Origin of the sequence: Nitrospira sp., from assembly GCA_029194535.1 — a bacterium.
GTDB lineage: Bacteria > Nitrospirota > Nitrospiria > Nitrospirales > Nitrospiraceae > Nitrospira_C.
Map to the genome: position 1 here is coordinate 1,951,315 of JARFXR010000001.1, position 26,854 is coordinate 1,978,168.

27 protein-coding genes are annotated in these 26,854 nt (G+C 58.2%); 22 read left to right on the forward strand and 5 right to left on the reverse strand.

Annotated features, from left to right (window positions below; all coding sequences use genetic code 11):
- Positions 1–24: 24 nt before the first annotated feature.
- Complete coding sequence (locus P0111_08950; GenBank protein MDF0644146.1) at positions 25–1,371, forward strand: FAD-dependent oxidoreductase; 1,347 nt, start codon at positions 25–27, stop codon at positions 1,369–1,371.
- Positions 1,372–1,404: 33 nt separating this feature from the next.
- Here P0111_08950 and P0111_08955 read toward each other — a convergent pair whose 3' ends face one another.
- A complete protein-coding gene (locus P0111_08955) occupies positions 1,405–2,265 on the reverse strand; it encodes an NAD(+)/NADH kinase (GenBank protein MDF0644147.1) in 861 nt (286 codons plus the stop codon).
- Between the two features lie 271 nt (positions 2,266–2,536).
- On the opposite strand from P0111_08955, the gene P0111_08960 reads away from it, so the two are divergent.
- The 14 genes from P0111_08960 to thiE all read left to right on the forward strand — a co-directional run bounded on the left by P0111_08960 (position 2,537) and on the right by thiE (position 16,556).
- Entirely contained in the window at positions 2,537–4,963 is a 2,427-nt protein-coding gene (locus tag P0111_08960; protein MDF0644148.1) for an ATP-dependent Clp protease ATP-binding subunit, read from the forward strand.
- Between the two features lie 139 nt (positions 4,964–5,102).
- On the forward strand, positions 5,103–6,170 hold the full coding sequence (tsaD, locus tag P0111_08965) for a tRNA (adenosine(37)-N6)-threonylcarbamoyltransferase complex transferase subunit TsaD (protein ID MDF0644149.1): 1,068 nt from the start codon (positions 5,103–5,105) through the stop codon (positions 6,168–6,170).
- Positions 6,171–6,263: 93 nt separating this feature from the next.
- Positions 6,264–7,871 (forward strand): GTPase HflX, encoded by a 1,608-nt coding sequence (gene hflX, locus P0111_08970; GenBank protein ID MDF0644150.1) that lies wholly within the window; start codon positions 6,264–6,266, stop codon positions 7,869–7,871.
- A gap of 33 nt (positions 7,872–7,904) precedes the next feature.
- Positions 7,905–8,567, forward strand: coding sequence for an endonuclease III (gene nth / locus P0111_08975; protein ID MDF0644151.1), 663 nt, complete (start codon positions 7,905–7,907; stop codon positions 8,565–8,567).
- Between the two features lie 8 nt (positions 8,568–8,575).
- Entirely contained in the window at positions 8,576–9,442 is an 867-nt protein-coding gene (locus tag P0111_08980; protein ID MDF0644152.1) for a YicC family protein, read from the forward strand.
- The gene (gene gmk, locus P0111_08985; protein ID MDF0644153.1) at positions 9,439–10,146 is read left to right on the forward strand and encodes a guanylate kinase; all 708 of its coding nucleotides are present in this window, start codon (positions 9,439–9,441) and stop codon (positions 10,144–10,146) included. The genes P0111_08980 and gmk overlap by 4 nt, the downstream gene beginning before the upstream one ends.
- Before the next feature lie 20 nt (positions 10,147–10,166).
- Complete coding sequence (locus P0111_08990; protein ID MDF0644154.1) at positions 10,167–10,526, forward strand: DNA-directed RNA polymerase subunit omega; 360 nt, start codon at positions 10,167–10,169, stop codon at positions 10,524–10,526.
- A gap of 2 nt (positions 10,527–10,528) precedes the next feature.
- Positions 10,529–11,776: a bifunctional phosphopantothenoylcysteine decarboxylase/phosphopantothenate--cysteine ligase CoaBC gene (coaBC, locus tag P0111_08995; GenBank protein MDF0644155.1), complete on the forward strand. Its 1,248-nt coding sequence runs from the start codon at positions 10,529–10,531 to the stop codon at positions 11,774–11,776.
- Between the two features lie 3 nt (positions 11,777–11,779).
- A complete protein-coding gene (locus tag P0111_09000) occupies positions 11,780–12,580 on the forward strand; it encodes a tetratricopeptide repeat protein (GenBank protein ID MDF0644156.1) in 801 nt (266 codons plus the stop codon).
- 104 nt (positions 12,581–12,684) lie between these two features.
- On the forward strand, positions 12,685–13,185 hold the full coding sequence (aroQ, locus tag P0111_09005) for a type II 3-dehydroquinate dehydratase (GenBank protein MDF0644157.1): 501 nt from the start codon (positions 12,685–12,687) through the stop codon (positions 13,183–13,185).
- A gap of 52 nt (positions 13,186–13,237) precedes the next feature.
- Complete coding sequence (efp, locus tag P0111_09010) at positions 13,238–13,798, forward strand: elongation factor P (protein MDF0644158.1); 561 nt, start codon at positions 13,238–13,240, stop codon at positions 13,796–13,798.
- The gene (accB, locus tag P0111_09015) at positions 13,795–14,367 is read left to right on the forward strand and encodes an acetyl-CoA carboxylase biotin carboxyl carrier protein (protein MDF0644159.1); all 573 of its coding nucleotides are present in this window, start codon (positions 13,795–13,797) and stop codon (positions 14,365–14,367) included. The genes efp and accB overlap by 4 nt, the downstream gene beginning before the upstream one ends.
- Before the next feature lie 58 nt (positions 14,368–14,425).
- Positions 14,426–15,766: an acetyl-CoA carboxylase biotin carboxylase subunit gene (accC, locus tag P0111_09020; protein ID MDF0644160.1), complete on the forward strand. Its 1,341-nt coding sequence runs from the start codon at positions 14,426–14,428 to the stop codon at positions 15,764–15,766.
- Between the two features lie 157 nt (positions 15,767–15,923).
- The gene (thiE, locus tag P0111_09025; GenBank protein MDF0644161.1) at positions 15,924–16,556 is read left to right on the forward strand and encodes a thiamine phosphate synthase; all 633 of its coding nucleotides are present in this window, start codon (positions 15,924–15,926) and stop codon (positions 16,554–16,556) included.
- Here thiE and bioD read toward each other — a convergent pair.
- Together bioD and P0111_09035 are read right to left on the reverse strand one after the other, a co-directional pair.
- Positions 16,537–17,265, reverse strand: coding sequence for a dethiobiotin synthase (gene bioD, locus P0111_09030; protein ID MDF0644162.1), 729 nt, complete (start codon positions 17,263–17,265; stop codon positions 16,537–16,539). The two genes, thiE and bioD, sit on opposite strands and share 20 nt — an antisense overlap.
- 41 nt (positions 17,266–17,306) lie before the next feature.
- Complete coding sequence (locus tag P0111_09035; protein ID MDF0644163.1) at positions 17,307–18,092, reverse strand: SDR family NAD(P)-dependent oxidoreductase; 786 nt, start codon at positions 18,090–18,092, stop codon at positions 17,307–17,309.
- 118 nt (positions 18,093–18,210) lie between these two features.
- Here P0111_09035 and P0111_09040 point away from each other — a divergent pair, with 118 nt between their 5' ends.
- The gene (locus P0111_09040) at positions 18,211–19,101 is read left to right on the forward strand and encodes a hypothetical protein (protein MDF0644164.1); all 891 of its coding nucleotides are present in this window, start codon (positions 18,211–18,213) and stop codon (positions 19,099–19,101) included.
- On the opposite strand, the gene P0111_09045 is transcribed toward P0111_09040, so the two are convergent.
- Positions 18,994–21,945: a proline dehydrogenase family protein gene (locus tag P0111_09045; protein MDF0644165.1), complete on the reverse strand. Its 2,952-nt coding sequence runs from the start codon at positions 21,943–21,945 to the stop codon at positions 18,994–18,996. The two genes, P0111_09040 and P0111_09045, sit on opposite strands and share 108 nt — an antisense overlap.
- 166 nt (positions 21,946–22,111) lie before the next feature.
- Between P0111_09045 and P0111_09050 the strand changes: the two genes are divergently transcribed.
- From P0111_09050 to lipA, 6 genes are all read left to right on the forward strand, one after another.
- Positions 22,112–22,963: an acyl-CoA desaturase gene (locus tag P0111_09050; GenBank protein MDF0644166.1), complete on the forward strand. Its 852-nt coding sequence runs from the start codon at positions 22,112–22,114 to the stop codon at positions 22,961–22,963.
- A 142-nt stretch (positions 22,964–23,105) separates the two neighbouring features.
- Positions 23,106–23,981, forward strand: a complete 876-nt coding sequence (locus P0111_09055) for an Mrp/NBP35 family ATP-binding protein (GenBank protein MDF0644167.1) — start codon at positions 23,106–23,108, stop codon at positions 23,979–23,981.
- A gap of 27 nt (positions 23,982–24,008) precedes the next feature.
- Positions 24,009–24,314: a Rieske 2Fe-2S domain-containing protein gene (locus tag P0111_09060; protein MDF0644168.1), complete on the forward strand. Its 306-nt coding sequence runs from the start codon at positions 24,009–24,011 to the stop codon at positions 24,312–24,314.
- Positions 24,315–24,351: 37 nt separating this feature from the next.
- The gene (locus P0111_09065; GenBank protein MDF0644169.1) at positions 24,352–24,717 is read left to right on the forward strand and encodes a hypothetical protein; all 366 of its coding nucleotides are present in this window, start codon (positions 24,352–24,354) and stop codon (positions 24,715–24,717) included.
- Between the two features lie 64 nt (positions 24,718–24,781).
- Positions 24,782–25,147, forward strand: coding sequence for a hypothetical protein (locus tag P0111_09070; GenBank protein MDF0644170.1), 366 nt, complete (start codon positions 24,782–24,784; stop codon positions 25,145–25,147).
- A 6-nt stretch (positions 25,148–25,153) separates the two neighbouring features.
- Positions 25,154–26,116 (forward strand): lipoyl synthase, encoded by a 963-nt coding sequence (gene lipA / locus P0111_09075; GenBank protein MDF0644171.1) that lies wholly within the window; start codon positions 25,154–25,156, stop codon positions 26,114–26,116.
- Between the two features lie 77 nt (positions 26,117–26,193).
- Here the strand turns inward: lipA and P0111_09080 are convergent, their stop codons facing one another.
- Positions 26,194–26,709 (reverse strand): tetratricopeptide repeat protein, encoded by a 516-nt coding sequence (locus P0111_09080; protein MDF0644172.1) that lies wholly within the window; start codon positions 26,707–26,709, stop codon positions 26,194–26,196.
- Positions 26,710–26,854 lie beyond the last annotated feature (145 nt).

The following is a 26,854-nucleotide window of genomic DNA, read 5'->3' on the forward strand; positions in this document are numbered from 1 at the left end:
CCACACGGGGAAAGTAATGATCGTATGAGTGCAAAAGCAGCCCATGTGATAATTGTCGCCGGTGCCGGTCCGGCCGGGATGGCGGTTGCCGGAACCCTTGCTAAAGCGGGACACGAAGTCATTATTTTGAATCGTGATATCAAGTTCGGCGGATTGGCGGAATATGGCATCTTCCCATCCAAACTCAAGCTGCGCGGCGGTCTCAAGAAACAGTATTGGGAGTTACTCGGACAGGCCAACGTACACTATTTTGGGAATGTCTCGATCGGGACGGGGAAGGATCTCTCCGTCGAGGATGTGCAGGGTCTCGGGGCCAGCGCGGTCGTTTTTTCCATCGGGGCACAGGGCACCAAGGCTATTGGTGTCGAGGGGGATACGGCTGCAGGGGTTTTTCATGCCAAAGACGTGGTGTACCACTTCAATCGTCTTCCAGGGTTTGGGGATCGCCCGTTTGATGTCGGTCGGCACGTGGCCGTGATCGGAGCGGGAGACGTGATGGTGGACATCGCCCACTGGTTGACTCGATATAAGAAGGTAGAGCGAGTGACCGCGATTGTCCGACGCGGTCCTGCGGAACGGAAGTACAACCCCAAAGAGATCCGCGCAGTGTGCGCCTATATGGACGTGGGAGACATCACCAGGGAAGTGGAGCGCATCAAGGACCGGCTGATCGCGGTGGGCCAGAAGCCTGATGAAGTTCTGAAGGCACTCGTCGGTGAATTCACGAAGTGCGAGCCGAAGACCAGCGACGCGAAGATGAGTTTCAAATTTCTGGCTTCACCCAAACGTATCCTCGTCGACGGAAACAACCGCGTTCGCGGTTTGGAGATGGAGGATAATAAACTGGAGCCGAAAGGCGAAGACACGGCCGCCGTCGGGCTCAAGCAGTTCTACGAATTTCCTTGCGACAGCGTCGTCTTTGCGGTCGGCGACAGGGTCGATGAGACTGTGGGCTTGCCGTACAGGAGCGGGGTATTCGTGACGAACCCCAACAAGACGAACAATGAACCGGACGACGCGCTGTTTCAGGCGTACGACGAAGCCACGGGAAAAGTGCTGGACGGCGTATTTCTTGCCGGGTGGGCGAGAAAGGCCAGCGAAGGGCTCGTCGGAGTAGCCAAGCGTGACGGAGATTGGTGTGCCGAGGTTGTCGGTCGGTATCTGCTCACGCAGTCGGCGCCAGGCAATCCCAAGTCGACGCTCGAGAAACTCCAGGCGCTGCTTCGGGAACGGAAGTGCCATCCGGTCGGGGTCAAGGGGCTCCGAGCCTTGGAAGCCGCGGAAAAGGCTCACCAGGCCAAAGGCGACTGCATCGGCGAATTCAAGTTTGCGACGAATCTGGAAATGATCCGGCTGATCGAGCAGGGATAGAGGCGAGCCGGTTCCTTCCGAACGCTCTCCGCACTATCCATCGCCCCATTTCAGTTTTTCACGCAGCACATCGTAGTACGTGCTTTCCGGAAAGCGAATCAACCTGGTTTGCAGCTCCGCCACACTCACGACGACCGTATCTCCTTGCGTCAGTGCGATACCGACTTGTCCGTCCAACGTGGCCATGGCTCCTTCATCCTTGCTGGTCAAGGTGACGTCGACTTCGACGTTGTCGGGCACGATCAATGGTCGATGTGTCAGCGTGTGGGGACAGATTGGCGTCAGGATGAGAGCGTGGACGGCTGGCTCCAGAATGGGGCCTCCGGCCGACAGGGAATAGGCGGTTGACCCGGTCGGCGTGCTCACAATCAAGCCATCTCCTCGAAGATTCGTCACGAATTGTCCGTGGATCGAGATCCGCAACTCAATCATCCGCGCCAGAGTGCCCTTGCTCACGACGACATCATTGAGGACGATACCCTGCGCAACGGGTTCCCCGTGCCGATGGACGAGCGTCTTGAGCATCAGGCGCTCGTCCAGGACGAAATCGTTGGCGAAGACCCGTTCCAGAGAGGGGTAGAGGTGTTCGAGGCGCACCTCTGTCAAAAATCCCAGCCCTCCCATATTCACGCCGAGGACGGGAATGCCACGCTCGCCTGCCAGACGGGCGGCGTTAAGCATGGTTCCGTCTCCTCCTAGGACGAGCAGTACATCCGCTTTATGGGCCAATTGGGTTTTCTGGAGTCCGCCTTTTTCTTCCAGAAGGGCAGCGGACGTCGTATCCAAGATCGCGTCGATGTTTCGGGCGCGCAGCCACGACACCACAGCCTGCAGGGTGGTTTTGACCTCCGGAAATTTGGGCTTGGTCAAAATGCCGATGCTCTTGCTTTTCATCCAAGGCACTTCGCTCCTCAGATTAGGTAGCCAATGCCGGCCGGGAAAAGTGCGGGATTCTATCGGGAGGGTTCTTTTGAAGTCAACGAAGCACGTGACATGATCCGCAGTGACGACACGCTGTCCCAATCACGCTTGCGATCGTCGTGCGATTCCCGCTCAACCTTGACACTGAAGAACCTTCTAGTTAAAATTAGGCAGATTTTTCGAAGGGTTCGCTTCCACGGGTCAGCACTAGACCATCAAGCGAGACCATCAAGAAGGAGGCAGGATGTTCGAACGATTCACGGACAAGGGTCGGAAGATCATCATCCTCGCGCGGGAGGAGGCCGAGCGTCATCAGAACGACTATCTCGGGACTGAGCATCTTGTACTGGCCATCCTTCGCGAGTCCGACGGAATTGCCCTGATGATTCTGAAGAAGATGGGTCTTTCTACGGAACAGATCCGCTTGGAAATCGAACGGAACTTGCCTGGTGGCGGGACCACCATGACCTTCGGTGAAATCCCGTTCAGCCCCCGTGTGAAGAAGGTCATCGAGTATGGAGTCGAAGAAGCCCGCTTGCTCGGACACAATCACATCGGCAGCGAACACCTTCTGCTCGGACTTCTGCGGGAAGAAGAAGGGATCGGCGGCAAGATTCTCCGCAGCCTCGGGGCGAATCTCCTCACGGCACGGCAATTGACAGTGACGTTCTTGCGCAAGTCCGCCCCGCGCGAGCGCGATCGCAAGAGCAATACGCCGGCGCTCGACGAGTTCGGTCGGGATCTTACCCAGATGGCCCAGGAGGGTCAGTTGGATCCGGTAATCGGCCGCGCAGATGAAATCGAGCGGGTATTGCAGATTCTCAGCCGTCGTACGAAGAACAATCCGGTATTGATCGGTGAGTCCGGCGTCGGGAAGACGGCCATTGTCGAAGGTTTGGCGCAGCGGATCGTCCAATCCGAAGTTCCCGACAATCTGTTGTCGCGACGCGTCATCGCGTTGGATCTTGGTTCCCTGGTCGCCGGGACGAAATACCGCGGTCAGTTCGAAGAGCGTCTGAAAGTGGTGATGAAGGAGATCGTGCAGGCCGGAAACATCATCATCTTCATCGACGAGTTGCATACGTTGGTGGGCGCCGGCGCAGCGGAAGGATCGATCGACGCATCCAATATGTTGAAACCCGCCTTGTCGCGCGGAGAGATTCAATGCATCGGCGCGACGACTCTGGATGAATATCGCAAACACATCGAGAAGGACGGCGCCCTCAAACGACGCTTCCAACCGATCTACGTGCAGCCGCCGAGCCTTGACGAAACGGTCCGGATCATTCAAGGACTTCGCGACCGTTATGAGGAGCATCACGGAGTGGAGATCACGGAGGAAGCGATCGTCGAAGCGGTCAAGCTGTCGGATCGGTATATCACCGATCGGTTTCTTCCCGATAAAGCCATCGACTTGATTGATGAAACCGGTTCGCGCGCCAAGCTTCAGACCTATGCGTTGCCCGGAGAGCTCAAGGCGATGGAGCAGGAACTGAAAAAGGTGTCGCGGGATAAAGAACTGGCGATCTCCATGCAGAACTTCGAAGAGGCCGTGCGTCATCGCGAGGAAGAAGAACGGCTCAGGAAGTTGCTCGACGAGTCCAAACGCGAGTGGAAAAAGAATCAGGAAAAGCAGAAACCGACGATCGGTAAGGAGGACGTGGCCTATGTCGTCTCCAAGATGACCGGCATTCCGCTCTTCAAACTCGAAGAAGAAGAATCGAACAAGTTGCTGCGGATGGAGGATTTCCTCCATAAACGAGTGGTCGGCCAAAACGAGGCGATTTCCGCGGTCTGTCGTGCAATCCGTCGGTCTCGTGCAGGTCTCAAGGAAGCCAAGAAGCCGATCGGTTCCTTCATCTTCCTGGGTCCGACCGGCGTCGGGAAGACCGAGTTGGCACGTACCCTGGCGGAGTTCCTATTCAATACCGAAGATGCGTTGATCCGGATCGACATGTCCGAGTATCAGGAGAAATTCACGAGTTCGCGTCTCTTCGGCGCTCCTCCTGGATATGTCGGTTATGAGGAGGGAGGACAGTTGACGGAGCGTGTGCGCCGCCGTCCCTATTCTGTGGTCCTGTTCGACGAAATCGAGAAGGCTCATCCGGATGTGTTTAATCTGCTCTTGCAGGTGCTGGACGACGGAGTCTTGACGGACAGTTTGGGTCGCAAAGTCGATTTCAAGAACACCGTCGTGATCATGACGTCCAATATCGGCACCAAATTGATTCAGAAGGGTGTGTCCTTGGGATTTCAGAGCACCGAAGCCGAGCAGGATCGACACAAGAAGGAAGAGGTTCTCGGAGAGTTGCGCCGTCAATTCAGCCCCGAGTTTTTGAACCGCATCGACGAGATCGTGGTATTCCATCAATTGGACAAATCTCATCTCTTCAATATTCTCGACATTCTGTTGCGCGAACTCAATCTGAGGCTTCTGGAAAAGGGTGTGGAGATCGAGGTCGACGACGAGGTCAAACAGTGGCTCATCAAGGAAGGTTACGAGCCGCTCTACGGGGCAAGGCCGATGCGCCGAACGATTCAGCGGGCCATCGGTGACCCGCTGTCGGAGGAGATGATTAAGGGCCGGTTCAAAGAGAGTCGCAAAATCAAGGTGGTGCTACGTGACGGCGCTCCTGCCTTCATTGAACAGGAGGCGATGGCTGGTGTGTAACTGATGGCCGCTGGCCGAGTCCCCGCTATCCGAATCATCGCCCGATTACCAAGCCTCGACCCTTGTTGCGTCGCACGCGGCAAGGGTCGAGGTGCTTTGTGCCAAAGCACGTATCCTATCTGAAATGAATCAGTCTGAAATGAGCGGTTCAGAGATCTTCGACATCGGTTGGATTGGCGGTCCGATCCTGGGTATCGAGACGTCCTGCGACGAAACAGCTGCGGCCGTACTCTGCGGCGACGGAACGGTTCTGGCCAACCTGGTCTCGTCACAGCACGGGATTCATGCTCGGTTCGGCGGAGTCGTGCCGGAGTTGGCCTCGCGAGCGCATATTCAGAAGATCGAGCAGATCTCCGCACTTGCCATGGACGAAGCGCAGCTGACGTGGAATGATCTGGCCGCTGTAGCGGTGACCGAAGGCCCTGGACTTGCGGGTGCTTTGATCGTGGGGTTGACCTATGCCAAGGCCTTGGCGTTCGCGTTAAACATTCCGGTCATCGGGGTCAGCCACCTAGAGGGGCACATCGCCTCGGCATGGCTGCAGGACCCATTATTTCCTCGTTCATGCGTGGTATTGGTGGTATCCGGAGGACATACCCATCTTTATCGCATGACGCAGGACGGCGGCTCGAGCTTGCTGGCCTGTACCAGGGACGATGCCGCGGGTGAAGCGTTCGACAAAGGAGCCCAGATGTTGGGCTTGGAATTTCCCGGTGGGCCGGCGCTGGACAAAGTTGCGCAGGCGGGGGATCCCGGCAAGATCCGATTTCCGAGGTCCATGGGGAAGCGTAGCCTCGAATTCAGCTTCAGTGGACTCAAGACGTCCTTGCTCTATCGGCTGCAAGGCATGGATGAAGCGCATCTCACTGCCGCTCGGGCCGATCTGGCGGCCGGCTATCAGGAAGCCATTGTGAGCGTGCTTGTGGAGAAAGCGTTCGCCGCCGTGCGGCAATGCGGTGTTGCGGCCTTGGCGGTCGTGGGCGGTGTGTCCGCGAATTCAAGACTTCGGTTCCTGTTGAAGCAACGAGCCCAGCGAGACGGTGTCTCTCTCAGTATTCCGCCGCTTCAGTATTGCACCGACAATGCGGCCATGATCGCCGCCGCAGGCAGGCAGGCCCTGTCGGCAGGCCGACGATTGTCCGATGAGGCGGAGGGTCGAATTGCGATGGAACCCGTCTCGGACGTCTCGACAATCGGACCAACATAACGAGGAGGTTACCCCATTTCAGAAGTATTAGGCCACGTCACAGGGTTGAAAGCGGGTCAGCTGGGTGCCATTGAGCGGCTGTATAGGCGCCGTGTGCCTCTGGATCGGGTGCTTTCTCTGGAGTTGGCGAAAACAGTGTGTCAACTGACTCTGGACATTCGACGTCCGATTGCGGTGGTGCTGACGAGGAAAGGGCAGGTGCAGGAGATTATCGTGGGAACTGAGCTGACCCTGGCTCCAGCGACCTTGGCACGGTTCAGGGCCGGTGTTCAATCTCTGCGGGGCCTTCGTGTGATCAGAACGCAGTTGCACGATCAGCCTCTCAATCAAGAGCTGCTGACGGACCTGGCTTATTTACGTCTGGATTTGATCGGGGTGCTCACAGTGGCTTCCGACGGGCTGCCGGGCAATTTGTACCTCGCGCACCTTCTGCCTCCGAACGGAACCGGTCAAATGTTCAATATCCTCAAGACAACGGCGTTTCATCAGTCTCCGGTCGTGTTCGATGTGTTCATCGAGGAACTTGAAGCCGAGTTGCAGAGGGTGCGTGGTCACGCGACCAGAGATGGAGCGGCATCGGCATTGTTGGTCAGCGCTTCTTCCAGGAGCCGGGCGGAACAGGACGACCGTCTGGGAGAGCTCGCGGAGCTGGCGATCTCGGCGGGGATTTCCGTCCTCGACCGGCTGGCCCAACGAACGCCGGGAGGCCACCAACGGTATCTGCTCGGGAGCGGAAAGCTGAAAGACGTGCTGATCCAAACACTTCACCGAGGCGCCGACATGGTCATTTTTGATCAGACGCTTTCTCCGGCGCAATCACGTGCCATTTCCGAAGTCACCGATATCAAAGTGATCGATCGTACCCAGTTGATTCTGGACATTTTTGCCAGACGCGCCCACAGCCGGGAAGGCAAGGTGCAAGTCGAACTGGCTCAGCTCCGCTATCTGTTGCCGCGCCTGTCCGGGAAAGGCGCGGAGCTCTCGCGGCTCGGCGGCGGCATCGGCACCAGGGGGCCTGGGGAGGCCAAATTGGAGACGGATCGTCGGAGAATCAGAGAGCGCATTACACATCTGGAGAATGACCTACGTCAGTTCGCCAGGCATCAAGGCCAGCGCCGCGCCCGCCGGGCCCGGCACGGAATGCCGGTTCTCTCGCTGGTCGGGTACACCAACGCCGGAAAATCGACGCTGCTGAACGTGCTCTCCAAAAGCCATGTTTCCGCCGAAGACCGGCTGTTTGAAACGCTCGATACAACGAGCCGGCGCCTCCGATTTCCTCAGGATCGGCAGGTCATTGTCACCGATACGGTCGGATTTATCCGGGATCTCCCGCAGGAATTACTGGGAGCATTCCGCACGACGCTGGAGGAATTACGCGAAGCGGATATTTTGGTGCACGTTGTCGATGCCGGCGCAGCCGACGTCGACGTCCAGATTTCTGCGGTGGTGGCGATTCTCAGAGACTTGAACCTCGACGCGATCCCGCGCACGCTCGTCTTCAACAAGTGCGACCGGATCCCGCCAGCCGAGGCGGCGCTTCTGTGCCGCCGCTACGGTGCCCTCGGGATTTCCGCGATTCATCCGGACACTCTCCACCCGTTGCTGCGACATCTTGAACATCAGCTGGCGCCCATCTTGCCGGATGCGGGAATGCCTTCCGTCAGGAGGCCGGACAGCCTCGTGCTTGCATCTGGCAGCTGACCGCTGCAGAATCGGACCGCCAGCTTTACCGATATGATCCCCAAGCCGCCCCGGCATATGGTGCGTCGGGAACGCCTCGGCAAGATAGCCGAAGCACTGGTACGTGCCATGCCGAGGGCGAAGATGGAACTCGACCACCGTACGCCATGGGAACTCCTTGTTGCCACCATCCTGTCTGCGCAATGTACGGACGAGCGGGTCAACCGGGTCACGCCCGCGCTGTTTCGGCGGTATCACACGCCGGCCGAATTGGGTCGGGCCACGCAGCGGGATGTAGAGGAATTGATTCGTTCCACCGGATTCTTCAAGAGCAAGGCCAAGAACATCATCGCCTGCGGTCGTGTTGTGGAGGAGCGGTTTCGGGGGGATGTTCCGACGACCATGGAAGAGTTGGTCGGGCTGCCGGGAGTCGGAAGAAAGACCGCCAACGTGCTGCTAGGCAATGTATTCGGCAAACCGGCCATCGTCGTTGATACTCACGTGAAACGAGTTGCCAACCGCCTCGGTTTCACGACCTCCGATGATCCGACTGAAATTGAGCGAGTTCTCCAGCAATTGCTTCCCGCCGCGCGCTGGACGGCCGTCTCGCAACGCTTGCTGCTACACGGACGGTACACCTGCACCGCGCGACATCCGCAGTGCCAACGTTGTCCGATCTACGTACACTGTACGTGGAAACAGAAAGGGCTGGCATGATTCGAAGCATGACCGGATTCGGCAGGCAGCAGGCGCCTTGGCAGGACGGCTCCGTCACGGTCGAGGTGCGCTCCGTCAATCATCGCTTTCTTGAGATCGCCTGCCGCCTGCCACGCGCGCTGAATCACCTGGAAGACACGATCAAGAAAGCGACGCAGCAGGTCTGTGCCCGAGGTCGCATCGATCTCACCATCACCGTCCAGAGCGGGAAGGGACGATTGCAAACGGTGAGTGTTGACCAGGTCCTGGCGAAGCAGTACCATCAGGCAATTCGTACCCTGAAGAAAACCCTTAAGCTCAGCGGCTCCATCGATGTCGGCCTGATCGCAGGACAGCGCGATGTGGTGACCATTACCGACCAACCGATAGAGGACCGAAAGCTGTCGAGGCTGGCTCATCAACTAACCGTCCAGGCGCTTAAAGCTCTGACCGCTATGAGACAGCGGGAAGGGGAGGCGATGGTGAAGGATATGCTCGCACGGCTTCATGCGATCCGCGAGCGCAAGATGATCGTCGGGGCGATGGCCTCTCAGGTGGTAGAGGCCGAATTCGATCGGATGAGAAAGAGGGTCGAAAAATTGATGGGAGGCGAGCCTCCCGACGCGTCTCGTCTGTTGCAGGAGCTGGCCATGTATGCGGATCGTGGTGACATTGCGGAAGAAATAGTCAGACTGGACTCGCATATGGTACAGTTTGAGCAAACACTTAACCGATCGGAATCTATAGGTAAAACCCTCGATTTTCTGCTCCAGGAGATGGGGCGTGAAATCAATACGATCGGTTCCAAGGCCAACGATGCCGAGATCGCCGGCCATGTGGTTCATATGAAGGCCGAGCTGGAACGAATCCGGGAACAGGTCCAGAACGTCGAATGAGCGTCACGACTGAAAATGCTGCCCCATCGCCGTCCGGACCGGTCCGTTCGTCCATCCATCGGCACGGCATCTTATTCATCATTTCCGCGCCGTCCGGGGCGGGAAAAACGACGCTGTGCAAACAACTGATCACGAGCATCCCCGGCCTCTGGCATTCCATTTCCTGCACGACCAGACCACCGCGGCCGGGTGAAGCGGACGGCCGGGAATATTTCTTCATTGAAGAGGTGAAGTTCCAGGAGATGATCGACCGCCATGAATTCGTCGAATGGGCGCGCGTTTATGGCCATCTGTATGGGACGCCAAGAAAATCTTTGGCCGACAAACTCGACCAAGGAATTGACGTATTGCTGGAGATCGACGTTCAGGGAGCGTCGCAGGTGAAGCAGAAGTTTGCCGACGCCGTGTCGATATTTGTCCTCCCTCCCTCAATGACCGCCCTGCGCACAAGGTTGCAAACCAGAGCCTCGGACTCCACTGAAGAGATCCAGCGCCGTTTGCAGAAGGTCAAGGAAGAGGTTTGGAGCTATCGGGAATACGCGTACATCGTTCGAAACGATGATCTTGCGCGTTCTCTTCACGACCTTGAGCATATCTTCCTCGCCGAACGATCGAAGACGACGCGAATGGATACGGCATGGATTGAGGCCAATTTTCTCCTCACGGACGAGTCAGAATCCGGAGATCGAACAGATCATCCTTAACCAGAAAGGGGTTCCTCCACATGATCGACATGCTGAATTTGTTGCCGCAGTATACGCCGGATCAGTTTGATTCTCGCCACCGATTGGTGATTGTCGCGGCTCAGCGGGCTAAGCACATCCTCCAAGGTTCACGCCCATTCGGCGCCTCACGCTTTACCAAGGAAACGACCGTGGCGCTCGATGAGGTGCTGCGCGGCGAAGCCAAATACCTCATGGGCAAAGAGGCGCGTGATGCGATGAAGGAAGCCAAGCGTGGGAAAGAGGGCGAGAGCGAGCGCATGGCCATGATGACCGGCGAGGATGCGCGTGAGATCAAGAAAGAACTGAGCGTATATGTCGATGATACGCCGAAGGCTCCGGAGCCGGAAACCGAGGAGTAACCATGGTTTCTGGCCCGATCGGACCGACGCTCGGAGGCAAGCACGTGATCCTTGGGGTTACGGGGAGCATTGCCTCATACAAAGCAGTCAGTCTTCTGCGCGCGCTGGTGCGTGAAGGGGCCCGGGTGGACGTCGCGATGACGCAGGCAGCTGCGAAGTTCGTGACTCCCCTGACCTTTGAGGTTCTCTCGGGCCATCCTGTTGCGGAGGATCTCTTCGAGGCGCATCAGGAAATGAGGCATCTGGCGTTGCCTGAGAGGGCCGACGTCATGGTTGTGGCTCCCGCGACGGCCAACTTTCTCGCGAAGGCGGCGCTGGGGCTGGCCGACGATGTCTTAACGACGATGTTGCTTACGGCCTCTTGTCCCGTGATCGTCGCGCCGGCCATGGATGGGGGCATGTGGACGCACCCAACGGTCGTCGAACACGTTCAAATTCTGCGTCGGCGAGGTGTGACCGTGTTGGATCCGGAGGAAGGTCCTCTTGCCTCGGGTCGCGTGGGTCAGGGGCGGCTGGCTGGGGAAGCCAGGATACTCGATGCGATTGAGGCCGTGCTGCTGCCCCGGCGCGACTGGACCGGCCAACGGGTGCTTGTTTCCGCCGGGCCGACGCAAGAACCGATCGATCCGGTCCGATATATTTCCAATCGAAGCTCGGGGAAAATGGGTTACGCACTGGCGGAAGCCGCGAAAGCCAGAGGAGCCTCTGTCGTCCTTGTCACCGGCCCAACTGCTCTTTCTCCACCGCCTGGAGTCGAGATCGTGTCGGTTGAAACGGCGGAGGAGATGTCCAAGATCTTGACCGTGCGATTGTCCTGGTCGACAGTCGTCATCATGTCCGCGGCAGTTGCCGACTTTAGACCCAAGCATCCGGCCGGTCAAAAATGGAAGAAGCATCAACTCGAGAATCCCGTGGTGGACCTCGAGCCAACTGGCGATATTCTTGCGGAGCTTTCCGCCAGGCGCACAGGTCAGCTCTTGGTCGGCTTTGCCGCTGAAACGACGGATCTGCTTCAGCATGCCAAACAGAAATTGGAAACCAAAGGCGTAGATCTGATCGTCGCGAACGACGTGACCACCCCCGGGGCTGGTTTTGGCAGCGATCAGAATGCCGCGACACTGATCGATCGCGATGGGACCGTCAGCGAGTTCGCGCTGCGATCCAAGCGCCGGCTTGCCGACGACATCCTGGATGCCGCTCTGCGGTTGTTGCGAACGGCCGCTCGCAAGCCCGTGGTTGAGGAGGACTAGCCGATGCCGCCGAATCAGAAGCTCTCGGCCACTGCCATGGAAATAGATCGAATGGCCCTGCAGTTGGCCAAAGATCCTCAATCCAAAGTGTTTCTGCCGCTGGCGGAAGAATATTGTAAGGCCGGTATGTGGCAGGAAGCCGCCGGTGTGCTGGAGGATGGACTGAGGTTTTATCCGGGATTCATCACCGCGATGGTGGTTCTTGGTCGCGCCTACGATCAACTCGGGCAGACGACGAAGGCCAAGGTCCTCCTTGAAGAAGCTGTCAAGTTGAGTCCTGAAAATCTTCGTGCTCACCGAACTCTCATCAAGATTTATGTTGCTCAGGGCTCGTCGGGCGAGGCGTTGAGAAGCTGCGAGGTGATCCTGGCCTTGAACCCTCGCGATGAGGAAGCACGGTCTATCAGGGAAAAACTGGGGAAATCTACCATTCCGGAAGCCGGAAGACCACTACAGGTACGATCCTCCAGCCGTGCCGACCGCACGGACGCCGCAGTTCCTCCTGAGCCGGACAAAGTCGATCGTGAAGAAACCGGCGGTCCCGGAATCCCATCGCAAGATGTGGTGGTTGATGCGACGACAAAGCATGAGGTCGCAGACCATACGCCGGTCGTTCAGGACGATCAAGTTGCGCAAGAGCGGTCCGCAGCCGTCGAGTCCTCGCTGAGTGCAGTCGCCCCTGTTCCTGTTCCCTCTCCCCATGCCGCGACCATCGCGCAGCTTGAGGCGTGGCTCCGCTCCATCGAGCGAGCGCGCTGTGATCGCAACGGATCAGGACGGTCCGGTTCTCCAAGTTCCCGATAGAATTCAGAGGTTTGACCCACACCGGACGGCCTGTTACAATGCCGCCCTGCCGATCGCCCGAGAAGGTAGCCTGTCGAGCGTTGCATCCGATCACAGAGTTGTTCATGCTACGGATACTCGTATTGCACGGTCCGAATCTCAACCTTCTGGGCACCAGGGAACAGGCTATTTATGGTTCCGCACCCCTCGATACCATTGATGCAGATATCGCCAAGTTGGCAGAGGAGCTTGCCGTCGAGGTCGATATCCGACAATCCAATCACGAAGGGGAGTTGGTGACGTGGATTCAAGAGGCTCGAAACGAGTATCACGGGGTGATCATTAATCCCGCCGCTTACACGCACACCAGCGTGGCCATTCGAGACGCCCTGGTAGCCGTGAATTTGCCGGCGATCGAGGTCCATGTGTCCAACATTCATCAGCGGGAAGATTTTCGTCATCAGTCCTATGTCGCCGGAGTAGCACTTGGGCAGATTTCAGGACTGGGGCCTGTCGGATATCTGTTGGCGCTCCGTGGGCTGCACGGCCATCTCACGGCTCGCCGTCCGAAGAAAGAATCCTCCTCCAAGACGGCGACTTCTCAGCGACGGGCGGGTCGACGTTAACGTGTTCACGATTTGACCAATCACGATCCAATCAATGTGAAGGGAGTATCGAGTGATTTCGACCACTGATTTTCGAGGCGGCGTACGGCTGTTGATCGACGGGGAGCCGTTTTATATCGTCGAGTTTCAGCATGTGAAGCCCGGAAAGGGCGGCGCGTTTGTCCGTACCAAGCTCAAGAGTTACATCTCCGGCAACGTACTCGATCGGACCTTCCGGTCCGGCGAACGATTCGAGGAACCGGACCTTGAAGAACGGGAAATGCAGTTTCTCTATGCTACGGGCGACGACTACACGTTCATGGACACGGAAAGCTATGAGCAACTGACCTTCGCCAAGAAGCAACTCGGGGATAACGCAGATCTCCTCAAAGAGAACATGGTCGCCAAGATCCTGATCTACGAACATCGCCCGATCGACGTCGAACTGCCCATTTTTATCGAGCTCAAAGTGGTGGATGCGGAACCGGGTGTGCGGGGAGATACGGCATCCGGCGGCACGAAGCCGGCTATCGTCGAAACCGGCGCGACGATCAAGGTTCCACTTTATCTGGAGGTGGGCACCGTGATTAAGATCGACACTCGCACAAGAGCCTACGTGGAGCGCGTCCGGTGAGCCGGGGCAAACCACGTCGAACCAAGAAACGGGAAACTCCCATTGTCCTGCCCCAGACCCTGGCGGCGGGATCAGGAGACGCGGGCCGGCCGTTCCTTACGGGAAGCCAGTCCAAACACCTCCAGGAGTTGGTTGACCTGCTCAAACGCAACAACCTGACCGAACTGGAATTGGAGCGGGAAGGGATGCGCATCAGGATTCGGCATGAGGCGGGAGTCAAACCCATCACCGCGGCCGTGACCGATATCGCTCCGGTCGGCGCAGGCGGCGCATCCCAACTGGCGGTCTCTCCTGGCGGCACGACCGAGGACACGGCGGGGCTGGTCACGATCACATCTCCCATCGTCGGTACGTTCTATCGGTCGCCGTCTCCGGATGCCGACCCATATGTCGAGGAGGGTGATTTCGTCAAGAAGGGACAAGTGTTGTGCATCGTCGAGGCGATGAAGCTGATGAATGAAATCGAGTCCGAAGTCGACGGTCAGGTGGTCAAAATCCTCGCCGAAAGCACCAAACCGGTCGAGTATGGACAAGCCCTCTTTCGTATCGATCCCAAGGCCACGGCATAACAGTCCGTGACACGTTCTGCATGACAGACTGATCACCTCATCGTACCGGAGCCACAGCTTGTTCAAGAAAGTTCTCGTCGCCAATCGAGGGGAAATCGCGCTTCGCGTCATCCGGGCCTGCAAGGAGCTCGGAATCAAAACGGTGGCGATCCACTCCGAGGCCGATGCCAACGGGTTGCATGTCCGAGCGGCGGATGAACAGGTCTGCGTCGGCCCCGCTGAAGCGGCCCTCAGTTATCGCAATATTCCCAACGTGCTAAGTGCCGCCGAGATTACCGGCGCGGACGCGATTCATCCGGGATACGGCTTCCTCTCCGAAAACGCCCACTTCGCCGAAGTCTGCGAATCGATCGGGATGAAATTCATCGGGCCCACCTCCGAAAATATCGCTCTCATGGGAGATAAGGCCAAAGCTCGTGAGATCGTCGCCAAGCGCGGTCTGCCCGTCACACCGGGAAGTCCAGGCGGTCTGAAGAGTGAGCAGGAAGCCATGGAAGCGGCTCAGAAGATCGGCTATCCCGTCATCATCAAGGCGGCGGCCGGTGGCGGGGGCCGCGGCATGCGCGTGGTCAATAAGGCGGATGATCTCGGTCGTGCGTTTCAGGCGGCGCAGGCCGAGGCGAAATCCACATTTGGCAACGACAGCGTCTATCTCGAACGGTATTTTCTGGAGCCGCGTCACATCGAGGTTCAGATTGTAGCCGACCATCGCGGTCATGTGGTGCATCTCGGAGAGCGGGACTGCTCGATCCAACGACGGCACCAGAAGCTGGTCGAGGAAACGCCTTCCCCGGCCGTGGACGAAAAGCTCCGTCGTGAAATCGGACGGACTGCGGTGGAAGCCGTCAAGGCGGTGCACTATCGCAATGTCGGCACCGTAGAGTTTCTCCTGGATAAGGACCAAAACTTCTTCTTTATGGAAGTAAATACCAGAATTCAAGTCGAACACCCCATCACGGAAATGGTCACGGGGATCGATTTGATCAAGGAACAAATTCGTCTGGCCGATGGGCAAGCGCTTTCCTTCAAGCAGCAGGACATCAAGCTGAACGGCCATAGCCTAGAATGCCGGATCAACGCCGAAGACCCTGAAAAGTTCACCCCGTCGCCCGGCCTGATCACGAGATACCGCGCCCCAGGCGGGTTTGGGGTGCGAGTTGATTCGGCGATGGAATCCAACGCCATGGTCGTGCCGCATTACGACTCCATGATTGCCAAGGTGATCACCCACGGACGCGATCGGCAGGAGGCCATCGCTCGCATGCGTCGTGCGCTCGATGAATTTGTGATCGAAGGCATCAAGACCACGATCCCGCTGCACAAACGCATCCTCAACGATCCCGACTTCCAAAAGGGCCACGTTTCCACGACGTTTCTTGACCGATTCCTCGCCGGCTAACAGGTTGTTGAAAAGGTCCGCCAGCGGCGTTCTCATATCACTCGGACCCTCGACGTACTAAACAGAGTACGCTTCGGGTCCTCGTTCACTGCGGCCTCGCTGGACGAACTTTTTGAACAACCTGCTGGAGTGTTCGAGGTACAATGACCCTACGGCTGTGACTGTGCGTACTCACGAGCTTTCCGGTCTCTATGTAATTCTCGATCCCTCTGTTCGGCCGGATCGCCCGCTTGGAGCGGTCTTGACGGCGGCGGCGGAAGGGGGAGCCAAGCTCTTTCAGTACCGTAATAAAGTCGCGTCCATGCGAGAGCAGTACGGAGAGGCGTTACCCTTGCGGAAATTGGCAGGGGATCTCGGTGTGATGTTCATCGTGAACGATCGGTGCGATTTGGCATTGGCGGTTGATGCCGATGGGGTGCATCTCGGCCAGGACGATCTATCTCACGGAGATGCGAGAAAAATCTTGGGGCCGGAGAGGATCATTGGCTTGTCCACGCACAACGCCGAGCAGGTGCGGCAAGCGGATACGATGAAGCCCGACTATATCGGCTTCGGTCCGATCTTTAAACCTGGGTCGAAACAAGATCATGATCCGGTAGTGGGAGTGGAAGGACTCACGCAAATCCGTGCACTGACGTCGCTTCCGATCTTCGCGATCGGAGGCATCCAAACAGAACAAGTATCTGCCGCGGTGCAGGCCGGTGCGAACGGAATTGCCGTCATCTCTGCCGTACTTGCGGCGCCGGATGTCAAGAAGACGGTCGAGCAACTTATCTCGCTGCTCGCCTGACGACGTTCGCCAGATGCAACATCGCAGCGGATTGAGCGAACTTCATCACGGTCCGCCGGAACTGTTTTGACAATTCCGATCTGTAGGGGAGAGGGCCGAGCACCGGCACACCGGCCTGTTTGCGGAGGATCTCGACGGTCGTGCGCTCCTGTAGACGATCCAGCTTCGACCTCGCCGGTTTTGTTTGATTGAGCATCACGGCTGCGACGGGAATCCTTCGTCGACGAAGCGCTTCGACGGTCAGCAGCGCGTGGTTGATCCCGCCGAGCGCGGTTCGACCCACCACGACGACGGGAAACTTCAAGCGGGCGATGAGATCAAGAACTTCGATTCTTGGGCCGAGCGGCACGTGAACCCCGCCGACCCCTTCTATCACCACATACTCGTAGCGGCGGGAAAGCAAACGATAGACTTTCTGGATCACTCCCAGGTCGATCTGTCGTCTTTCAGCTCGGGCCGCCGCAAGCGGGGCGAGCGGCAATTCGAATTGAAATGGGCAGATGGCTCCGAGTGCATCGTCGCATTCGGTCACGGCCTGGAGCCGCGCAGCATCGGACTGAGCCAATCTGGAAGTCATGATTCCTGTTTCAATCGGCTTCATCACGCCGACCGCCGCCCCTTTGCGCTTCATGTGTACAGTGAGCGCGGCGGTTACAACTGTTTTTCCGACTCCTGTATCTGTTCCAGTGATGAATACTCCGCTGCTCATTGTCCCTCTCCTGGTTTCCGCTACGGGCGCTGCGGTTGTGGTTAGAGGTGTCGGCTGTCGCAATTCCAGATTTGTCCCGAGACATCCTCCGCTTGTGCAACATGAACGACGGTGCGGGCTACCGATTCGATTGAGGGTGTGCGGTGTAGGGCATGGTCAGCCCAGGTCTCATCGTCGGGCATCGCGCCTTCAGAGAGCGGCGACTTCTGCCAGCCCGGCAGCAGAAGATTGATGCGCACATTACGCGCACCCCATTCCAGTGCGGCCGTCCTCATCAGACCGACCAAGCCCGCTTTGGCGGCCGCATACGCGGCCTGTCCGATCCTGCCGTGAAAACCCGCATGAGATCCGATAACGACGATTGAACCGCCGTTCTCGGCGCAGAGGATCCGTCCGACCGCCTGTACACAGTGGAAGGTGCCGGTCAGATTCGTTTCGATGATCTCTGTCCACTGATCCTCTCGCTGACGCATGATGAGGCCGCCGCCAGCAATGCCGGCGTTACAGACACAGGTCCAAACCGATGGAGCCTTCTTGGCGAAGACCTCGGTCATCTGTATCACGGCGTGGCGGTCACGGACATCGGCTTGATACAGGGCCCCATCGCCTCCGCTTGTCCCCACCTGCTCGAGCGTGACGGTAGCCGCTTGTTTGTTCTGATGATAATGAATCCCGACGAACCATCCGCTCGCTGCAAAGGCGAGACTGATTGCACGACCGATGGTTCCCGAGGCGCCGGTCACGAGGACGGCGGGTCGGACTGATCGGCTGCCTTGCGCGCTCTCCGCCTCACGATCGGCCTCCGATACGATTCGCGCATCGCGCATGGCCCGGATTATGATTTGGATCGGGAGCCAAGGCAAGTGGAAGGGAAACCGATCGGCTTGCCGCGTCACGCGAGCCTATGATACGGTCACAGAACGGTGATTTATGGAGGCATCTCGCATGCTGCGTGCGAAGCGACGACCCGATCCATTCGTGACCATGCTCTGTTCACTGCTGCTCGGCCTATCGGCCTCTCTTTCCGTTGCGGCCGAGGACCTCGGCACGATCGTTCAGTCGCAGGACTATTTCCCGGATACGATCGGCAGTCACTGGGAGTATCGAGGCCAGATCACTGAAGGGCCGGTTCAGACGATCGAGCGCAAGTCGTTTCACAACGTATCGTCCGTGATGGGAACGAAATCGTTGAAAGGGGTCACGGTGACGATGTTTCACGATACCAATCCCGGCAATCACGGCGTCTCCGACAGCTTCTACCGCCGAGACGCGGTCGGTATCGTCTATTACGGGTCTGAGCCGGGAACGCCGTTGGAGAAACAACTGGTTCCCTATCAGATTGTCCGGTTTCCCATGAAGATTGCGTCTTCATTTTCGCAGTTCGACAAGAAGGAGTTGGATTTTGGGACCGATATGGACCAGGATGGAATCAACGAAAAGGTCGACGTGCAGGGCAGCTCGACCGTCGTGGGTCAGGAATCCGTCACCGTTCCGGCCGGGACCTTTGCGGACGCCGTGAAAATCGAAGCCAAAATGCAGATGACCATTCGATTGTCCGGTGCAAAGAAAACCGTGTCCGGCACGGACGTCATGGCCGCCTGGTTTGTCAAAGGGGTGGGACTGGTCAAGTACGTCGAGCGTCAGGAGCTTTCGCCGTTGCAGGACCGGGGTGTAATTACCGAGATCACGGAAGAGCTGGAATCGTTTGAGATCAAGCCTTCGAAGGCGTCACTCGGTCGGAGCGAATCCCCGGCGCAGGGTCTGTTCGCTGACGATTCTCACGACCACAAATTGCAGCAGATAGTCCTCACCACCTGCCTTCGCTCCGATCCCTGACATCCGATGGCCTCCGAACGGCTGACGCCCCACTAGGGCGCCGGTGATGGGTCGATTCAAGTACAGGTTTCCCACGTCAAAGTGCCGTCGCGCCAGGTCGAGATTGGCCGGACTGCGGGAATAGACTCCACCGGTCAATCCGTAATCCGTCGCGTTGGCCAGGCGAAGGGCTTCCTCGAAGGAGGCGGCTTTCATAACGGCCAGGACCGGTCCAAAGATTTCCTCCTGTGCAATCCGCGCGTTCGGATTCACGTCGGCAAAGAGGGTGGGACCGACGTACCAGCCAGGCGTGGGGTTTTTCCTGTCCTGAACCAGACGGGCCTCCTGTTTGCCGACCGCGATGTAATGGAGAATGGTCGATTGTGCCCTCGCATCAATGACCGGACCCATGTGGGTGCCGGGCTTTTCCGGGTCCCCCACGTGCAGGCAGGCGAGGGCTTCCTGCAGACGACGCAAACAGATGTCGTACACGGCCTCGTGCACGATGACCCGCGAGCATGCGGAACACTTCTGCCCGGCATAGCCGGTCGCCGATCTCACGACTCCCGTGACGGCCTCGTCGAGATCGGCGGTGTCGTCGATGATGATGGCGTTCTTTCCGCCCATTTCCGCGATTACGCGCTTCACCATGTGTTGACCCGGCAGAACCGTCGCCGTTTCGCGTAGGAGTTCGAGCCCGACCTTCTTCGATCCCGTGAAAGCGATGGTGGCGATGTTGCGATGTTGCACCAGTGCCCGGCCGATTTCCGGGCCTCCCGGCATGCAGATCAAGACGTCCGGCGGCACACCGGCCTCATGCAACAGTGAGACGAGCAGCTGGCCGATGAGCGAGGACCGCTCCGAAGGTTTGAAGATGACGGGATTCCCGGTCACCAAGGCAGCCGATACCATGCCTGTCGGGATGGCCAGGGGAAAGTTCCAGGGGGAGATCACGGCGGTGACACCGCGCGGGACGAGCACACGATGGTTTAATTCTCCAGGGATCTGTCCCAATCGTGTTGGAGTCGCCAGTCGCAGCCATTCGCGGGCGTAGAACTCCAGGAAATCGATCGCCTCGGCGACGTCCGCATCCGCTTCCCGCCAAGGCTTCGCACATTCCAAGACTTGCCAGGCCGCCAATTCGGACTTTCTATCGCGCATCAGACTCGCCGCGCGGCGCATGGTGTCTGCCCGGTATTCTGCCGTGGTCTCGCGCCATGCCTCCCAGCCATTGAGGCAAGCGTCGACGGCACGGTCGGCATCACCCACCTCGCCGCCGTGAACCCGCGCGACGATCTCGTCAGGACGCGCAGGATTGTGGGAAAGGAGGATCGGAACCGAGCGCGGGAGGGAGGGAGGATCTGCGTTCCATTGCCGGTCCAGTTGCGTCCTAATGATTCTGATCGCTTCACACATCGCGTGGCGTGCCGCCCCCTGAGAGAAGTCCTGTATCGGTTCGTTTTGGAAGCCGCAGTCGACTTCCGGTTGGGGTGCCGACGCTGTTTGACCTCCGGCAGGTGGATCGAGGAGCTGCTGGAGCGGCTCAGACTCGACATATTCCTTGCGAAGGAACGATTCGTTCGAGGTGTTTTCGAGGAGTCGGCGCACGAGATAGGCCATTCCAGGCAGAAGCTCTCCAACCGGTGTATAGAGGCGCAGGCGGCGGTGCCGCTGTAGGATGGCGTGCTGAAACGGCTCGGCCATGCCGAAGATCATCTGATATTCGTAGGCCTCCGGTCCTAGTCCTAAGCGTTCGGCCACCGCCTCGATGCAGGCGAGCGTTCTCAAATTATGCGTACCGAAGGCCGGCCGAATCAGGGAGGCATGGGCCAGCAGCGTCTCCGCGAGGCCTTCGAAATTCGCATCCGTGTCGGCCTTCCGTTCGAAGAGGGGAATGGGCCATCCCCGTTGACGATAGTAAATAGTGTCGCTGTCCCAATAGGCCCCCTTGACCAGGCGAATGGTAATCGGCGCTTCTCGCCTGCGGACCCACTCCGTCAACAACCCAACATCGCGGATGGTTTCTCGATGATAGGCTTGCATGGCAATTCCTGCATGTCGAAAGCTCAGATAGGGGGCTTCTGAGAACAATCGTATGAAGATCGTGATGATCGAATCTTTGGTTTCGGCCTGCTCCATGTCGAAAATCAGCGAGGCATCCACCTCCTTAGCGGTGTCCACGATCGACCGCAAACGGGGCGCGATCGTGTCATAGGTACCTTCGGGATCGATCGGATCAAGGTGGGGGGTCAACGCGGATAGCTTGAGGGACAACTGCACGGTCGGGATCGATCCAAACTGGTCATGCTCCAGGTGGCCGGCGTCGTGCTGCACGGCGGCAGACCGTGCCAGCGCATGCAAGGCCTCCACGCAACGATCCCGATAGCGATCGGCCTCCTGATCACTGATGGTAGCTTCGCCCAAGAGATCGATCGACCAGCGCTTTCCGTCTTGGCAGAGTCCCTTCAAAACCGGCACGGCGTCATCGACGGACGAACCGGCGATGAACGTCCTCGCCATCTGTTCCACCTGAGACCGGATGGCATGGCCGGTGAGTCGTGCGCCGATGCCGGTGGCCGAAAGCGCCCTGAACCCCCATCGCAACCCGAATGCTCGGTCGGTCATGGAACCAAAGTATTCACCGGCCAAGGCGACGACGCGTTCGTCATTGGGGATGGCGGGCAACACATCGATGAACCGGAACAGCTGAGTCTTAAAGGCCGGGTCGTGCATGGCCAAGTTCATGGCGGCCTGGGACCACCAGCGTCGCTCGAAGACGGTCGGGGTTCGCCCGGCGGACAATCGTGCGAGGTCTTCACCGATTCTGCGGATGGCTGTCTCAAGATCGGATGGTGTGGGTCTCATGAGGAAGATACGGCTCGATCACAATCTGACACAGTATACACCGCAATGATTTTGTTGAAAATTATCCGTCACTTCGATACTATGTGCCAGATACCTGATGAGACAGTGGGCGACCGCCACGACAGACTGATCGCCGGGTTTTCTTCATTTCAACGCGAGGAGTAGGATGCCCGATACCAAGTGGACTTCGCCGTTTGCGTACAAGACGTTCATCCTGTTTTGCCTGGTAGCCGCAGTGACGTTGATCGGGACGCCGCTGTTCGGTTTTCTCTATGGCTATACGCTCTTTGATTGGGTGGTGTTCGGCGTCTTATACATTGTGACCGGCATGGGCATCACCGTGGGCTACCACCGCCTGATCTCGCATCGCAGCTTCGAATGCCATCCCTGGGTGAAGGCGGTGCTGCTGATCGCCGGAGGTTGGGCCCTGCAGAACTCCGCGTTGCGGTGGTGCTCCGACCATATTCGCCATCACGCTCGCACCGATCAGGAGGAGGATCCGTATAATGCCCAGAAGGGCTTTTGGCACAGCCACTGTGGATGGTTGTTCGTCAACACCCCTCATCGAACCGAAAATTATGAACGCCAATTGCGAAAAGACCCGATGATCATGTGGCAGCACCGTCAGTACCATGCCATCGTGATCTCCGGCCTGGCCTTTCCGCTCATGCTTGGGTTCGTTCACGGAGGTGTTCAGGGCGCGATCGGTTGTTTCATGCTTGCGGGCATGTTCCGCATGTTCATGGTGCTGAATTCGACGTTTGCGATCAATTCGCTCTGTCATATGTATGGAACGCAGCCCCACAGTAATCATGACAGCAGCCGGGATAGCTGGTTGATCTCCTTGGTCAGTTTCGGAGAGGGGTACCACAACTATCATCACACCTATGCACGCGATTATCGCAACGGCCCCAAATGGTACAATTTCGATCCATCGAAGTGGATCATCTACTCCCTGTCTCTCTTGGGACTGGCAACGAATCTTCGTCGGCTCGACCCGACGGTATTTGCCGAATAGCCTCTGCCATACCCCGGTTGTCCCATCCCGGTTGGTCCTACCGGCCCATTTTCTTTCTCTCCCTTCATCGCTTATGATGCGATTATGCGGACCGCTCGATCTCAGGATTGGGTTCTGGTGTTCGCGAGAGGAGGTCGCTCTGATGTCAGATGAACACACCCATGCGGCTCAATCGTCGCAAGCCAAAGACAGTCTCATCCCCGGTGTCAAACACATCATCGCCGTCAGCAGCGGTAAGGGCGGCGTCGGCAAGTCGACGGTTGCATCCAACCTGGCCTGCGCCCTCGCGCTTACCGGGGCAAAGGTCGGCCTGCTCGATGCGGACATTTACGGGCCGAACATTCCGATGATGATGGGAAGCACCACCGGACCCGAACAAAAGGACGGCAAGATCCTGCCGGTCGAGAATTATGGGGTCAAATTGATTTCGATGGCATTTCTCGTTCCGGAGGAAGCGCCGTTGGTCTGGCGTGGGCCGATAGTGCACCAGTATCTGCAGGCGTTCTTTCGAGACGTACTCTGGGGAGATCTGGATTACCTCCTGATCGATCTCCCACCCGGCACCGGAGATATTCAATTATCCTTGTCCCAGATGGTGCCGCTGGCCGGGGCGGTGACGGTGACGACGCCGCAGGAAGTGGCCCTCTACGACGTGCGCAAGGGCATGGCGATGTTTCAGAAGGTCAATGTCCCCTTGTTGGGGATCATCGAGAACATGAGTTTCTTCGTATGCGGTCACTGCGGGGAACGGACGGAAATTTTCTCGCACGGAGGAGGGGAGCGCGCCGCTGAGAAGTTGGGGGTGCCCTTTCTGGGGCGTATTCCGATCGATCCGGCCATTCGTGACGGCGGAGACAGCGGACATCCCATCGTCGTGGCGCATCCGGAGTCGCCGCAGGCCGCCGCGTTCAGAGACATCGCACAGCAGCTCATCGGCCGATTGGGCGGGACGGCGAAAGAGGGCGCGTCGATCGACCGTCTCCTGAAGAAAATCAAGCAACCGTTCGGCAACCAGTGAGCGGGACCTCACACTGCGGAGGGATTCATGGGAGAGTTTGTACGGGTAGCGGGAACCGGGGACGTCAAGCCGGGCAGCGGGATGGTGGCGGAAGCGCAGGGGAAGACTATTGCTCTCTTCAATGTTGACGGGGTGTTTCACGCCATCGACAACACTTGCATTCACCGCGGAGGGCCGCTTGGTGAAGGCGAGCTCGAAGGCAACGTGGTGACCTGTCCCTGGCACGGCTGGCAGTTCAACGTCACCACGGGAGCGTGTGTGAACAATCCGTCAGGGAAGGTTGAGGTCTACCAGGTTAAAGTCGACGGTGCAGATGTGAAAGTGCTGCTCTAGTTCCTCACTCGATTGAGACAAGAAAGGGTGAACAATCATGGCGGTCACTGCAATGGAACAGATTGACATCGCTGCCGCGCTGGTCCGATTGTACGTCTTCTTAGCCCAATATTTGGACCGCTGTTTGGATGAGGCTGCTCGGAAGACGTATCCTGACACGGAACTGAACAAGCATTTGACCGACACGAGGAGCCAACTCATGGACATTCTGTCGGTCAACCCCGTGGTGAAGAAGAAGCTGACCGAAGAATGCGACCGCATTCTGGCGCTCGGCGAGACATGTTTGCGAGGCGGATCCGCCGATCGTCAGGTCCAGGACTCGATACGGGCGGAACGGACGGTGCTCAGACACAAGACCGCCGCGCTTAGCGATTTGGTTGCCGTGTTTCGAGCCCTCGAGTGAGGGATTTAGGCGATCGGCCGTGACTCCCTTGCCAGGATGGCATCATGGAGGACATCAGGGACCGATGTCGAAGAACTGGATCGAGAAATATCAGCTGGCCGGCCTGGACGACCGTGAGCGCGGTTTCAGTCGCCCGGTGGAATTGGAACAGGCCGACCCGGGCTATCGGGCGCACTTGCAGTATGAAGACCTCCGTATCTCGACCGACTGGTGTCCCGTTCGGGATGCGATATTGCCGGCTCTGACAGACATGCTTCAATCTCGCGGCTACCGCCAGCTGAAAAGCCAGTTGATCTTTCGCGGCGAGCTGTATCTGGGCTCGCAGGAACCCTGGATCGAATATCCGGATCCACCTCAGGAATCGTCCGCTTCCGGAAGATGGCTGGACTCGCTGGCCAGTTGGTTTCGCGCTCACACCGTCCGTCGCTGATCATCCATGGACCTGATCCCTATAGATCGCATCGCCAGACCTGATTCCACATCCAGGTTGACGCGTAGGGACTCGGCTTCCTCGGGAGACATATCGCGGCCTAGGCTGCCCCCCTGGTTCAGGGTGGAGGCGCAGACCGGTCCCGACTATCTCGACATCAAGCAGGTGATGGAGCGGCTCAAGCTGCACACGATCTGCGAAGAGGCCCGTTGTCCGAATAGATGGGAATGTTGGAATGCGCGGACCGCCACGTTTCTGATCCTGGGGGATGTCTGTACCAGACGGTGTCACTACTGTTCGGTGCAGACCGGCAAGCCGTTGCCTCTCGATCTGGAGGAGCCGAGGCGCGTGGCTGACGCGGTACGGGCGCTGGGCCTGCGGCATGTGGTGGTAACGTCCGTGAACCGTGACGAGTTGGCGGATGGGGGCGCAGGTGTGTTTGCGGCGACCATCCGGGAGACGAGGCGACTCAACCCCGGCTGTACGATCGAGGTCTTGATTCCCGACTTCGGGGGCGACGTGGAGGCAATGAAGGAGCTTTGCGCCGAACGGCCTGATCTTCTGAACCACAATATCGAAACGGTCGCCCGGCTCTTTCCAGCCATCAGGCCGCAGGGAAAATATGGGCGGTCGATCGGGGTGCTTCGGCAGGCCAAGGATCTGGGCATGACCACAAAGTCCGGTCTGATCCTGGGCTTGGGAGAAACGCTCGACGAAGTGAGTCAGGTGATGCACGACCTACGAAACAGCGGGTGCGATATTCTGACGATGGGGCAGTATCTGCAGCCGACCAGGCAACACTTGCCGGTAGCTCGATTCTACGAGCCGGCCCTGTTTGGCGCACTGAAGCTGGAAGCATTGGCACTGGGCTTTCGCCATGTGGAATCCGGGCCGCTTGTGCGGAGTTCCTATCACGCGGCCGATCAGGCAAGATCCGATCTCAATAGAGAGACGGAATCGCTCAAGTAAAGAGCGAGCTATAGCGCCTAAGACATTCTCGCTGCGGAGTGGTTCCACTCCTGCGTCCACACCTTTACGAAACGCTTTTATGGAGGAGAGCCAGACCGTGGTTGGTGAGCGCCGGTCTGTGCCTGGAGGCGGGTCATGACCATCTGCTGTCCCTGGCTGATTTGCTCGGAACTCATCTGTCCCATGACATAGTCACGCGCCGCGGGGGCTTTGCTCTCTCCTTGCGCGACCGCTAGACTGAACCAGTAATAGGCCAGAACCGGATCCGGCGTGGTCCCTTGTCCGTTCATATACATGATGCCGAGGTTGTATTGAGCGCGTGGTTCCCCGTGTTCTGCGGCTTGGGTGTACCATCTCAGTGCCAGGGCATCGCTCTGAGGAACTCCTAGACCCTGGTCGTACAAAAGCCCAAGATTGTATTGGGCGCGCGCGTCACCGAGATTGGCGAGCGATTCCAGCTCCTTGGCGCTCTTTTCGTAATTCCCCTTGAGGTAGGCTTTATCGGCGCGACGGTCCTGGCAGGCGAGGAGAAGGACGGCCGCCAGGCAGCAACACAGCGCGACCGAGCCTGAACGGAATGGGGAGCGTGTCATGGTTCAGTGGTGTCGATGACCATACGATAACCCAAAATCGTGCTCGCCACGGTAATGAGAAATGCGATGGAAGTCAACTAATCAAGCCGACCGGTGAGCATTGTGTGCGAGCTATGGACAAGCCGTCTCGTTCCAGAGATAGATT

Bases quoted from the DNA above. Each gene is read 5' to 3' on its own strand.
- P0111_08950 (MDF0644146.1), top strand. From the start codon at position 25: ATGAGTGCAAAAGCAGCCCATGTGATAATTGTCGCCGGTGCCGGTCCG.
- P0111_08955 (MDF0644147.1), bottom strand. From the start codon at position 2,265: ATGAAAAGCAAGAGCATCGGCATTTTGACCAAGCCCAAATTTCCGGAG.
- P0111_08960 (MDF0644148.1), top strand. From the start codon at position 2,537: ATGTTCGAACGATTCACGGACAAGGGTCGGAAGATCATCATCCTCGCG.
- tsaD (MDF0644149.1), top strand. From the start codon at position 5,103: ATGAGCGGTTCAGAGATCTTCGACATCGGTTGGATTGGCGGTCCGATC.
- nth (MDF0644151.1), top strand. From the start codon at position 7,905: ATGATCCCCAAGCCGCCCCGGCATATGGTGCGTCGGGAACGCCTCGGC.
- P0111_08980 (MDF0644152.1), top strand. From the start codon at position 8,576: ATGACCGGATTCGGCAGGCAGCAGGCGCCTTGGCAGGACGGCTCCGTC.
- gmk (MDF0644153.1), top strand. From the start codon at position 9,439: ATGAGCGTCACGACTGAAAATGCTGCCCCATCGCCGTCCGGACCGGTC.
- P0111_08990 (MDF0644154.1), top strand. From the start codon at position 10,167: ATGATCGACATGCTGAATTTGTTGCCGCAGTATACGCCGGATCAGTTT.
- coaBC (MDF0644155.1), top strand. From the start codon at position 10,529: ATGGTTTCTGGCCCGATCGGACCGACGCTCGGAGGCAAGCACGTGATC.
- P0111_09000 (MDF0644156.1), top strand. From the start codon at position 11,780: ATGCCGCCGAATCAGAAGCTCTCGGCCACTGCCATGGAAATAGATCGA.
- aroQ (MDF0644157.1), top strand. From the start codon at position 12,685: ATGCTACGGATACTCGTATTGCACGGTCCGAATCTCAACCTTCTGGGC.
- bioD (MDF0644162.1), bottom strand. From the start codon at position 17,265: ATGAGCAGCGGAGTATTCATCACTGGAACAGATACAGGAGTCGGAAAA.
- P0111_09035 (MDF0644163.1), bottom strand. From the start codon at position 18,092: ATGCGCGATGCGCGAATCGTATCGGAGGCCGATCGTGAGGCGGAGAGC.
- P0111_09040 (MDF0644164.1), top strand. From the start codon at position 18,211: ATGCTGCGTGCGAAGCGACGACCCGATCCATTCGTGACCATGCTCTGT.
- P0111_09045 (MDF0644165.1), bottom strand. From the start codon at position 21,945: ATGAGACCCACACCATCCGATCTTGAGACAGCCATCCGCAGAATCGGT.
- P0111_09050 (MDF0644166.1), top strand. From the start codon at position 22,112: ATGCCCGATACCAAGTGGACTTCGCCGTTTGCGTACAAGACGTTCATC.
- P0111_09055 (MDF0644167.1), top strand. From the start codon at position 23,106: ATGTCAGATGAACACACCCATGCGGCTCAATCGTCGCAAGCCAAAGAC.
- P0111_09060 (MDF0644168.1), top strand. From the start codon at position 24,009: ATGGGAGAGTTTGTACGGGTAGCGGGAACCGGGGACGTCAAGCCGGGC.
- P0111_09065 (MDF0644169.1), top strand. From the start codon at position 24,352: ATGGCGGTCACTGCAATGGAACAGATTGACATCGCTGCCGCGCTGGTC.
- P0111_09070 (MDF0644170.1), top strand. From the start codon at position 24,782: ATGTCGAAGAACTGGATCGAGAAATATCAGCTGGCCGGCCTGGACGAC.
- lipA (MDF0644171.1), top strand. From the start codon at position 25,154: ATGGACCTGATCCCTATAGATCGCATCGCCAGACCTGATTCCACATCC.
- P0111_09080 (MDF0644172.1), bottom strand. From the start codon at position 26,709: ATGACACGCTCCCCATTCCGTTCAGGCTCGGTCGCGCTGTGTTGCTGC.